This is a genomic window from Lyngbya aestuarii BL J (assembly GCF_000478195.2).
Taxonomy (GTDB): Bacteria; Cyanobacteriota; Cyanobacteriia; order Cyanobacteriales; family Microcoleaceae; genus Capilliphycus; species Capilliphycus aestuarii.
On the sequence record NZ_AUZM01000015.1, the window covers coordinates 42,270 to 53,763 of the forward strand.

Here is an 11,494-nt window from a genome sequence, read left to right on the forward strand (position 1 = left end):
GATTTACTCTTGTTCAAACGATAGAAATTTTTAAGTTTACCTAAAATTCAGATGAGCGAAAATATTGGGTTTAATCAGGCTCCCGCTTTAGAAAAAATTCTGAATCAATCTCCACTCCTTGTTACTCCAGAAACTTGTATAACAGATGTTTTGACTTTAATCAATCAATCTCAGGAAACAGATTGTGTTTTAGTTGTGGAAGCCGAACAGCTTGTGGGAATCTTCACCGCTAAAGATGGAGTGAGACAAATCGTTGAGGGTTGTCTTCAAAAGATGCCGATTGAGAAAGTGATGACTCAGCCCGTGATCACACTCAAGCAGAGTGAATATCGAGATATTTTTCACGTTTTGTCTTTGTTTAAACAGCATCAAATTTGTCACCTTCCCATTCTCAATAGAGAAGGAAAACTACGAGGCTTGATTACACAAGACAGTTTACTTCAATCCTTTGCTGCTGTTGATTTGCATAGTCAGGTTGAATCCCTACAGCAAGAAGTCTCTCAGAATAAGTTAGAAAACCAGGAAATATTACAACAGCAAGTTCAGGAACAAACAGCAGCTTTAAATCAACAAATTGACTTGGATCGCATCTTGAGCAATATTGCTGATAACATTCGGCGTTCTCTTAATATCGGTCAAATTTTGAATACGACTGTCACCGAAATTCAACAGTTACTCCAGGTTGATCGAGTTGTAATTTATCGCTTTAATCCCGACTGGAGTGGGGTAATTATTGCTGAATCTGTAGGGGCTGGATGGCTGTCAATTTTAGGAAACTTTATTGACGATTCTTGCTTTTCTCCCAACTGGATTCAATCCTATCACAACGGTAAAATTCGAGTCATTTCTGATATTTATGCAGGCGAAATGTCATCCTGCCATCGCGAGTTACTCGAAACATTACAAGTTCGGGCTAAAGTTCTGGTTCCGATTTTATTAAATTCTCCTGAGCGTTCATCCAGTGAATGTTTGTTATGGGGATTACTGATCGTTCATAACTGCGGTGAATCTCGCCACTGGCTACCCCATGAAGTTCAGTTATTAGAAAAATTGGCCATACAAATTTCAGTCGCCATCCAACAATCCGAATTTTATCACCAATTAGAAGTTTTGGTCACCAAACGAACACTTAAATTGATTGAAACTAACGGTCAGTTATACCAAGAAATTCAAGAGCGTCATCGAGTTAAAAATGCTCTCAAAAAGAGCAATGATCTTTTGCAAGCGATCAGCGAAATACAATCTCAATTTATTGCTAATGCCGAGTCAATAATTTTATTTGATGTTCTCCTGGAAAATATTTTGAATTTGACTGAAAGTGAATACAGTTTTATTGGGGAGATTTTTTATACCCCACAAGGAGAGCCTTATATCAATGAAAGCTATATCAAAATAAAAGGACAACCCCCTGTAAAAAAATCCCAAATTACCCATAAGGATTGGGGTCAAGAAACTGATCATTCATCTCAAAAAAACACTCAGAAAGATCTGGAATTTGAGACTCTAAAAACTCTATTTAGATCGGTGATGATCAGGGGTGAACCCGTGATTGCTAATGATCTCAAAAATGACTCCATCAGAGAAGGAAAACCTCTTGATTATCCACCCTTAAATGCTTTTTTAGGAATTCCATTTTATAGCCCTTCTCAAAAGTTAGTGGGAATCGTTGGAATCGCCAACTGTCCAAAGGGTTATGACGAAGCATTAATTCAATATTTACAGCCCTTTTTAGCCACCTGTGCCAATATTATAGAGGCTCATCGTAACAATCGTCGTCGTCAAGAAGTGGAAAAAGAGTTGCGAGAACGTGAAGCGAGATCTCGCCTTTTTACTGATACCATGCTCAAGATTCGGGAATCTTTACAACTCAATAAAATTTTACAAGCGACGGTAACAGAAATTCAGAAAATTTTAGAGGTTGAACGAATCTTAATTTATCAAGTCTTTGCCAATGGTACGGGTCGTGTTGTCTTCGAGGAAGTTCAACCGGGATGGACTTCCATTCTTAATATTGACTTTCCAGAAGATGTTTTTCCCCTAGAGCATCAACAGACCTATTACAACGGACAAGCAAAAGCAATTTCTGATGTCAATCAGGCTTATGGTGAAATCACACCTTGTCTGCTGGATTTTGCAGAAACGTGGCAGATCAAAGCTAAGTTAATTGTACCTATATTACAAGACAATCATCTTTGGGGATTTATGATTGCTCATCAATGTTCAGCACCTAGAGATTGGAAAGAATTTGAGATCGAACTCCTGCAACAAATTACAATTCAACTAGGGGTTGCTCTGGCTCATGCGGAACTCCTCGAACGTGAAAAAGAACTCAATGAACTCAAGTCACGTTTTATCTCAATGGCTTCTCACGAATTTCGGACTCCTTTGACTTGGATTGCTTCTTCTGCTGGAATTATAGAAGATTATGGCGATCGTCTTCAGTCTGAAAAGAAACAAAAACATTTCTCTCGGATTCAATCTTCGGTTCAGTATATGACTCAACTCCTGAATGATGTGCTAACCATTAGTCGTTCAGAAGTTTATCAGCTAGAATGTAACCCCACCTCTTTTGAACTGGTTGAGTTTTGTTCAGATTTAGTAGAAGAATTACAAACTTCAACTCACCAACATCAGATTAATTTTAGTGTTTATTATGCAGATTTTCCTCAAGATGAAGTTAAAGTAATTCCAGTTTTTTTAGATGATAAACTATTACGGCAAATTCTCACAAACTTATTAATAAATGCGATTAAATATTCACCCGAAGCTCAATCAATTAACTTTGAGATTATTCGTCAAGAGCAAGAAGTTATCTTCAATATTCAAGATTATGGGATTGGCATTCCGCTTGCAGATCAATCTAGAATCTTTCAGTCTTTTCATCGAGCCAACAATATTGGTACGATTGCAGGTACAGGTTTAGGGCTGGCGATTGTCAAGAACTGTGTTGAGGTTCAAGGCGGTGAAGTTACCTTTGATAGTCGGCTGGGAGAAGGTACAATATTTCAAGTTAAACTTCCTCGAATTCTTCCTCGCATTCTAGAAGAATCATCGTGATTTTCTAGAGTTAAATGTGATTAAAGTAGATGATAATATCTGTTATAATAAATCAATTTATACTGATTATTAAAGTTTGTAAAACAAAATAGATTAGTTACCCTGAAATATGATATTCTATTAAAAACTAGATATTAATTTACCTCCTCATGATTAAGATTTTAGTAATTGAAGATGATGCGCAAGTCCGAGACAATATTCAAGTCATTTTAGAACTCGAAGATTTTGATGTAATTTTAGCTAAAGATGGTCAATCCGGTCTTGAAAAAGCGATCGCAAGCTCACCCGATTTGATTGTTTGTGATGTCATGATGCCACAGATGGATGGATTTGAAGTTTTGTCTGCTTTACAATCTATAGAAGCAACGAGTAATATTCCTTTCATTTTTTTAACGGCTAAAGCGGATCGAAATGACTTACGTCAAGGAATGGAATCGGGAGCAGATGATTATTTAACAAAACCGTTTACACCAAAAGAATTGATCAAGGCAATTCAAATTCGTCTGGATAAAAAAGAAAAATATAAGCAAAAATACACTCAGAAAATTCAAGATATTTCAGAACAACTTGAACATCAACTCTATTTTGATCACGTCACCAATTTACCCAATCGCCTCTCACTACGAGAACAATTTAACCAGAGGTTAGCTAAAACTCAATTTATAGCAGCTAAAACTCAAATGTTGCCTATATTTTGTTTGAGTTTAGATCGCTTCAATCAAATCCAAAAAAACTTGGGATACGACTCCAGTGAACAATTACTTAAAGCATTTGTTGAACGATTGAAAAAAAGTTTAGATGCAAAAATTTTTCTAGCTTATCTGGGTGCTAATGAATTTGGAATGATTTTACCTGTTGTTGAGTATAAAACATTTATTGTTGATCTCGCTAATCAAATCAAGAGTCAACTCAATCAGCCCTTTATAGTCAACAATCAAGAGGTTTTTCTCTCGGCGAGTATTGGGATTGCTCTTTATGAAAAAGATGCTCAAGACATTGAAAAAATTCTTCAAAAAGCGAAGAAAGCGATGTATAAAGTTCAGGAAAATGGAGGAAATGACTGTGAGTTTTACAGTTGGGTTCTTGATGTGCATACTTCTCGAAGACAGAGACTAGAAAATGATCTTCACTATGCGATTGAGCGAGGAGAACTATCCGTTCACTATCAACCTCAAGTTAGCCTAAAAACGGGAAAGATCATGGGTTGTGAAGCTTTGGCTCGTTGGTCACATCCGACTTATAATATGATTTCACCAGATACTTTTATTCCAATTGCTGAAGAAATTGGTTTAATTGATAAAATTGGAGAATGGGTTTTAGTTCAAGCCTGTAAAGACCTAAAAAAATGGCAAGCTTTTGGATTTATGAGTTTAAAAATGGCTGTTAATATTTCTGTTTTTCAATTAAACAAAGCTGATTTTCGCCAAAAATCAATTAATACTTTATTAGCCAATAATATTCTACCTAAATATATAGAGTTTGAGTTAACCGAAAGTTGTCTGGTACAAGATTTGGTGATGGCAAAACAAAAAATAGAAGCTTTAAATTCTTTAGATATTAGAGTTTCTATAGATGATTTTGGGACGGGTTATTCATCGCTAAAATCTTTACAAAAATTACCTTTCAATACCTTAAAAATAGATCGGTCTTTTATTCAAAATGTTGAGACTAATCCGAGTAATTCTGCAATTACCAGTAATTTAATTAAAATTGCACGTAGTTTAGGTTTAAAAGTCGTTGCAGAAGGAGTAGAAACAGTCGGAGAACTGAATTTTTTAAAACAGCATCAATGTGATGGGATTCAAGGCTTTATCTTCAGTTATCCTCTCCCGGCTTCTGAAATGACGAACTTACTCAGAGAAGGAAAATGCTTAAAAATTCAGGAATCGTTGCTATAAATTCCTGAAAAAAGTTAGATGAAAATATTGAGTTTAAAAACAATAAAATCTAAGGTGAGAAGATTTTTGAGTTGATTAATCAGAAAAGCGTTAAATTTCCTGACTATTGGGATCAAAGACTTTACCAATCAAACTGGAAACTAAGGATAAAACAATCGAACCAAACAACGCTGGGAAAAAACCTGCCACTGTAAATCCGGGTGTAAAATACCCAACTAATCCCAGGGAAATAGCATTAATTACCAGTAAAAAGAAACCCAAAGTGAGTAAAGTTAAGGGAAGTGTAAACAAAATCAAAATCGGTTTAACAATCGCATTCACTAACCCCATAATCACGACACCAATGGCTGCGGCTTGCCAACTGGCAATGGTTAACCCCGGTACGATAAAAGCAGTAATCCAAAGGGAAATGGCTGATAATAGCCACGTTAGAAAGAAATTCAGCATAGGAAGCTTAATCCTATCAGTACCTTATAATTTTAGCAAATTAACCGATTTTTTAGACTTCTGTATCCGCAACTCGGTATGCTGGAATGAGAAATTCTATTTGAGTAGGAGATTTAAAAATGATTCGAGGATTGATCACTTTTATGGCGACGCTGTTGTTGTTCTGTTGGCCTTTAACGGCACTCGCGCAGGACAATCCATCCGGTTTATTTTTTAATCATAGCCTCTTGCAAGGACGAGATTTTTCCGATCAATCTCTCCCGGCGGCTGAGTTTGCCAATTCTAATTTAGAGTCGGCTAACTTTGATCATTCTCAATTAGTGGGGTCAGTTTTTAGTAAGGCGATTATGAAAAATGCCAATATGCGAGGTGCAGATTTGACTTATGCGATGTTGGATCAAGTCGATTTTAGTAATGCGGATTTGAGTAATTCTATCTTTACAGAAGTATTATTTTTTGGTTCAACTTTTAAGGATACTAAAATTACAGGTGCAGATTTTACGGATGCTCTTTTGGATGGAGAACAGCTTCGACAATTGTGTATAACTGCTAGCGGAGTGAACCCAAAAACTGGAGTTTCAACGCGATATTCTTTAGGGTGTCGTTAATTTTTTTCGGGATTGGAGTTGATAGCCTTGATCCTGTTTTAAACCATAAATTTAGCTTCAACTCCAATCTTTATTAAAAATTTTAGAGTCATCCTCAATCCGAGCAAAAAAGAGAAAATAAATTTAAAATTTAGAGACTGGGTTTATGATTCTCGACCAAATGTTGATCAATCCCCGCAAATAAAGCCCCAAACGTTTCAGCTAATACACTGATCACTCGATAACAAGCAATCGCACTGAGTAAAAGTCCGGATGGAAAATGGGATTCTAAAAGGGCAAGAGTAGTCGCTTCAAATACACCCAAACCTCCAGGCGCACCGGGAATGACTAAACCCAGTAACCAACCTAAACTATAAGCACTAATTAACAAGGGAATTTGCTGAGGAGTAAACGGCATCAATGCTAAAGCAGTTAATAAAAACCCAATTCCTCTCAAGCTGACAAATCCCATTTCCCCTAAAAAGGGTCGCAAAGGATAACGTTCTAACTGATAGAAAAATGCTGAGGGACTCTCAGAAGAAGTGACTTTCCATTTGATTTTTCTCAAGTGATTAACAACAGGATTTAAAATCCGAGGATGAACACCTGTTAATACCACAACTAAGCAAAGAATCTGCAAACCCCAGTATTTTTGTTGAGCAGTAATTAAAGCAATCGCTAATGCCGCAGATGCCATTAAAAGCGGTTCAAGTAAAACGCTAAGTGTAGCTGGCCCCAGAGAAACACCTGCCTTATTCACTGCGGTAATGCGACCATAAAAATGCCAGATATTTCCCGGTAAATACTTAGCAATATTCGTTTTAAGATAAATATGTAATCCGCAGCGTTGTTTGATAGTTTGATTAAACTCTCGCAAAATCCATAACCACACCCATGCTGCCCAAATATGAGCCGTTGTCGTTACGACAAAAGCAAGTGCGAGACAAAGCCATCCCGTACTCGTAATCTGGATTTCTGCGATTTCTTGCCAGTTTGTTTTTAAGGTATGAATTAGGAAAAAGGCTGTTAATCCCAGAATTAACCACCGGAGATAAGGCTTGAGGATGGATATAAATTTTTTCATGTGGTTTTTACAAAAATCAACAGAGGGGCTAGTTTTCAAGGCTTTTAAAATCACTAAAATTACATCAACATTTAGACAGTAGATTGAAACAGTTTAGATAGTGGGAACATCAATAAAAGTTGTGATGTGGCGGGTTTAGTCCAATTTTTCTTTATAAGTTTCCTAAATAGAATCTTCCGATGAGAAGCTGGGTAAAACCACCGACTGATAACTGCTAACCACTCTGCCTGCACCCCGTAACTGCTGATAGTATCCCTGAGCGACTCTATCTCCCTGATCTGATATAACGTCAATTCCAATACCATTTCGACCTTTTTCAGGCCCAGAACTGTGAATGTAACGTCCTTCTCCTAGATATAATCCGACGTGAGTGGCTTTAGTGGGAGTTCCAAAAAATATCAGATCTCCAATGTGTAAACAAGATAGCACGAGCTGAGTTTTGTCAAGATCTATCTTTTGGGTAAAAGTCTCCTGCTGGTAAGCATCGCGAGGCAACCATATTCCCTGGGACGCAAAAGCCGCTTGCATCAAGCCAGAACAGTCATAATTTGGCCCTACTGTTCCTCCCCATAAATAATAATTGGGCGTGTTCATTTTTTCATAAGTAAAGTCAATCACAGCCGATAATTTAGATTGGATCTCAGCTAAACTGATCGGTTGAGGTTGATAGGGAGTTGTAGCGCATTCAATTTGATCAAAATCAGCACGCGCCAACCAACCCAGATAGTCATCTTCACACAGTTGAACCTGAATGGCTTTGTCGTCAAGACCATGATCTAAATCTCGGCGACTCACTCGCAAGTGTCGTCGGGCGGCGGCTTGAGTCGCTAACGCTTGGCAGTCTGCCGAATCATACAGATTCAGATTCGCGGTGCAACGATACTCTACAATGTCCGATAATGGGTCAATAATCATGGGTTGGTTGTAATGGTTTGGCCTGGAGACATCCGGGGTGAATTGTGTACAATCGCCAATCATACGTTAAAAAAACAGACATCTTTAGGTCAGAACATATAACAAACTTTAGCCACTACCCAATTTTTGATTCTGATTCCTTATTTTTTATCCTCTGCTATGACATTTTTTAATTTAGACGAACAACTCGAAAACTTAGGCAAAGGCATTATAGAGGCAACTTGTACTCAATTTCCAGCATTAGCACCGGATCAAATTGCCATGACTTGGGTTGTCTATGATCCTCCCATTCCCGTTAACACAGGAGGGGCATTAACTCCGGAAGAATTTTGGAAGTATACAGTTCGGGGATTTGCCTATCGCGGGATTGAACGCATCTATCCGGCGAGTGTCGTCAAGTTGTTTTACTTGGTGGCTTTGTATGAATGGATGGAAAAAGGCATGATCGCGATTTCTGCCGAGTTAGAGCGGGCAACACGAGATATGATCGTAGACTCGAGTAATGATGCCACTAGCCTTGTAGTCGATATGTTAACTGGAACAACCAGCGGCCCTGAGTTGGCACCTGGCCCCGATGAGACTTGGAAAGCCCAACGAAATCTGATCAATCGTTATTTTCAATCTCTCCATTGGCCGGAACTTAAGTCGATTAATGTCAATCAAAAAACTTGGTGTGACGGGGCCTATGGTCGAGAACGAGAATTCTTGGGAGAATTGATGGAAAATCGCAATATGTTGACCACCAACGCAACAGCCCGGTTATTACATAGTATTGTCGGTGGAATTGCGGCTTCTCCTCAAGCTTCTCAAGCGATGATGAAGTTGATGAAACGGAGTCTTGATCCGGCTGAGTTAGCAGAAGATCCAGAAAACCAAGTTAGTGAATTTTTAGGGAGTGGTTTACCTTTAAATACTAAACTCTGGTCAAAAGCTGGACATACCAGTCAAGTTCGTCACGATGCAGCTTACATCGAAATTCCCGGTTTATATCCTTATTTACTTGTAGTCTTTACAGAAGGCAAAAGCCAAAGTCGCAATACTGAACTCTTACCTTTTGTTTCTAAACAAGTGTTAGAAGCGATGCAAACTGTTTGTTCAACAAAAAAGTAAAACCACTCCACTCGGGTTTTAAAAGTTAGTCGGATTACTCATAAAAGCCTCACTGAGAAAATAACAAAATGACAATATTCTAATCTGTCTAGACTCTAACAACTCCAACCTCAATTGCTCAGTCCCTTTTTTGAGTGACAACGTTTAAGTATAAACTCATAAATTCTTAATTTATTCTTAAATCTTTAATGTTGTATGCAATCTCTAAAATCTTTGACTGATTATTCTAAGTCTTACGAAAAATCTCATGGTCATTCTGAATGTAATGAAGAATCTCTACAAACCCTTCGTTTAACTCCCGGTGACAGTTTAATGCGATATTTAAAACGTTCTTTTTTGAGTCTAATTTCGAGTCTCATCTCAGTCACTGCGATCGCCACAACGGCTACCTCGATCCAACCTCCGACACCCGATCAAGAAGTCGCTTGTGATATTTTAGTCGTTGGGGGAGGGTTAGCTGGATCAGCCACCGCCTATGAAGCCCTACTCGCTGGACGAACCGTCTGTATGACCGAAATTACCGACTGGGTAGGGGGTCAAATTTCTTCTCAAGGAACCTCAGCCCTCGATGAACGGGCGACACAGCGATCGCTACTTTATTTCCCTCGGGGTTATCTAGAATTACGAAAAAGAATTGAGGAAAAATATGGTCGGTTAAATCCCGGCGCTTGTTGGGTCAGTCAATCCTGTTTTATGCCTTATGACGGTCATCAAATCCTATTTGATATATTACAAGATGCCGCCAAAAAAGGCAAGGGAAATTTTAAATGGTTTCCGTCTACTGTTGTTAAAGATATCGAAATTTCAGACGGTTTAATTACCACTGTTACCGCCATTCAACACGAACCCGCACCCGGAACACCGCCCCTCAATACAGAACCTTTATCCCAAATTATAGAAGATGCTTACAGTTACGAAGATTCTCCCCGTTTAGATAAAACAATTATTCGTTTTAATCCCCCCAGTCCCCCCTCAGAAAAGGGCGTGAGATGGTATGTTGTGGAAGCCACAGAAACGGGAGAAATATTAGGTTTAACAGACGTTCCTTATCGTTTAGGGGTTGATGAAAGAACACCCTTTGAACCCACATCTTCAAGCGTATCCGGGGCGCCCTACTGTACTCAGGGATTTACCTATACCTTTGCAATGGAAGCCACCGCCGAACCCCAAACCCACAAACTCCCCCCATTCTATCAACAATATTCGCCCTATTACAGTTATGAATTAGAACGATTAGCTAACTTTAATCTGGTTTATACTTATCGGCGAATTCACAGCATGAACCCCGACGAACAACTTCCCGGAAATGTCCGAGAATGGCCGATTTATCCCGGTGATATTTCCATGCAAAACTGGACATGGGGAAATGATTATCGCCCCGGAAATCGCGAAGATAATTTTATTTTCACTCGCAACCAACTGCAAGCCATGGGTCAGTTAGAACCGGGAGAATGGATGGGAGGATTGAGAACAGAAACCCTAGAAAGGGGTGAAGAAAATGCCATCGGTTATTTTTATTGGTTAGTCGTCGGAACCACTGATTCTCAACTGGGAGAAGGGGTTAAAAAACCGAATCCCAATCATCGTTTTGTTACTGGGTTAGACTCGCCGATGGGAACGGTTCACGGACTGTCAAAATATCCCTATATTCGCGAAGGTAGACGGGTGATAGGGCGTCCGAGTTGGGGGTTTCCAGAAGGGTTTGAAATCACCGAAATTGATATTTCTCGCAACGATTTCGGCAAAGAATTTTATCAGGATAATTTATCCTCAGAAGATTATCGGGCGCTGTGGGCGGGGTTAGCAGGATTAGAACTTCCGGCGTTATTAAGTGGAATGCAAACGGTTGAAGAAACAAATCCAAAATCACGGGCGACAATTTATCCCGATACTGTGGGAATTGGTCACTATGCGATTGATTTTCATCCCTGCATGACCAACACTCCCCCAGAAGCGCCGGGAAACACGGAAAGAGAGGGCGAAAGACTCGGACAGGGGGCGGCTTATCCCTTTCAAATTCCGTTACGGGCGATGATTCCTCAAGAGATTGATAACTTATTAGTTGTCGGGAAAAGTATCGCCACCAGTCACGTTGCAGCAGCCGCTTATCGGGTTCATTCATTTGAATGGTCTTCGGGAGTTGCGGCGGGAATTACCGCAGATTTTGCCTTAGAAACGGGGGTTAAACCTTATGAATTGGTGGATGATTTACCCTTGCAAGAACCCCAGTTAGAGGTGTTGAAAGACCGCATCCAAAAAACGGGTAATCCGATTTCTTTTCCAGAAACTTCTATTTTTAACAATTCTTGGGAAGATTGGAAATAATCATCAATACAAACTCATTTTAAAAAAGATAGAGAGTGGTTTATTTCAGTGACAATTTTTTCCTAAAATAA

At 39.0% G+C, this 11,494-nt stretch carries 8 protein-coding genes; 5 read left to right on the top strand and 3 right to left on the bottom strand.

Going from position 1 to position 11,494, the window contains the following annotated elements:
* Positions 1-51: 51 nt before the first annotated feature.
* Both M595_RS08630 and M595_RS08635 read left to right on the top strand, forming a co-directional pair.
* Positions 52-3,057: a GAF domain-containing protein gene (locus tag M595_RS08630; protein WP_023065793.1), complete on the top strand. Its 3,006-nt coding sequence runs from the start codon at positions 52-54 to the stop codon at positions 3,055-3,057.
* Between the two features lie 149 nt (positions 3,058-3,206).
* Entirely contained in the window at positions 3,207-4,955 is a 1,749-nt protein-coding gene (locus M595_RS08635) for an EAL domain-containing response regulator (protein ID WP_023065798.1), read from the top strand.
* Positions 4,956-5,045: 90 nt separating this feature from the next.
* Here M595_RS08635 and M595_RS08640 read toward each other — a convergent pair whose 3' ends face one another.
* The gene (locus tag M595_RS08640) at positions 5,046-5,402 is read right to left on the bottom strand and encodes a phage holin family protein (RefSeq protein ID WP_023065757.1); all 357 of its coding nucleotides are present in this window, start codon (positions 5,400-5,402) and stop codon (positions 5,046-5,048) included.
* 119 nt (positions 5,403-5,521) lie between these two features.
* On the opposite strand from M595_RS08640, the gene M595_RS08645 reads away from it, so the two are divergent.
* Positions 5,522-6,010 carry a pentapeptide repeat-containing protein gene (locus M595_RS08645; RefSeq protein WP_023065790.1) on the top strand — a complete coding sequence of 163 codons (489 nt, stop codon included), beginning with the start codon at positions 5,522-5,524 and terminating at the stop codon, positions 6,008-6,010.
* A gap of 130 nt (positions 6,011-6,140) precedes the next feature.
* Here the strand turns inward: M595_RS08645 and M595_RS08650 are convergent, their stop codons facing one another.
* The gene (locus M595_RS08650; protein ID WP_040483803.1) at positions 6,141-7,073 is read right to left on the bottom strand and encodes a lysylphosphatidylglycerol synthase domain-containing protein; all 933 of its coding nucleotides are present in this window, start codon (positions 7,071-7,073) and stop codon (positions 6,141-6,143) included.
* A gap of 162 nt (positions 7,074-7,235) precedes the next feature.
* The gene (locus tag M595_RS08655) at positions 7,236-7,988 is read right to left on the bottom strand and encodes a C40 family peptidase (RefSeq protein WP_023065749.1); all 753 of its coding nucleotides are present in this window, start codon (positions 7,986-7,988) and stop codon (positions 7,236-7,238) included.
* 159 nt (positions 7,989-8,147) lie between these two features.
* On the opposite strand from M595_RS08655, the gene M595_RS08660 reads away from it, so the two are divergent.
* Entirely contained in the window at positions 8,148-9,098 is a 951-nt protein-coding gene (locus M595_RS08660; protein WP_023065748.1) for a serine hydrolase, read from the top strand.
* 312 nt (positions 9,099-9,410) lie between these two features.
* Complete coding sequence (locus M595_RS08665; protein ID WP_040483817.1) at positions 9,411-11,423, top strand: FAD-dependent oxidoreductase; 2,013 nt, start codon at positions 9,411-9,413, stop codon at positions 11,421-11,423.
* Positions 11,424-11,494: the final 71 nt, after the last annotated feature.

Excerpts from the sequence above, each read along its gene's own strand:
- M595_RS08665 (WP_040483817.1), top strand. The coding sequence starts at position 9,411 with ATGCGATATTTAAAACGTTCTTTTTTGAGTCTAATTTCGAGTCTCATC.
- M595_RS08650 (WP_040483803.1), bottom strand. The coding sequence starts at position 7,073 with ATGAAAAAATTTATATCCATCCTCAAGCCTTATCTCCGGTGGTTAATT.
- M595_RS08655 (WP_023065749.1), bottom strand. The coding sequence starts at position 7,988 with ATGATTATTGACCCATTATCGGACATTGTAGAGTATCGTTGCACCGCG.
- M595_RS08630 (WP_023065793.1), top strand. The coding sequence starts at position 52 with ATGAGCGAAAATATTGGGTTTAATCAGGCTCCCGCTTTAGAAAAAATT.
- M595_RS08635 (WP_023065798.1), top strand. The coding sequence starts at position 3,207 with ATGATTAAGATTTTAGTAATTGAAGATGATGCGCAAGTCCGAGACAAT.
- M595_RS08640 (WP_023065757.1), bottom strand. The coding sequence starts at position 5,402 with ATGCTGAATTTCTTTCTAACGTGGCTATTATCAGCCATTTCCCTTTGG.
- M595_RS08645 (WP_023065790.1), top strand. The coding sequence starts at position 5,522 with ATGATTCGAGGATTGATCACTTTTATGGCGACGCTGTTGTTGTTCTGT.
- M595_RS08660 (WP_023065748.1), top strand. The coding sequence starts at position 8,148 with ATGACATTTTTTAATTTAGACGAACAACTCGAAAACTTAGGCAAAGGC.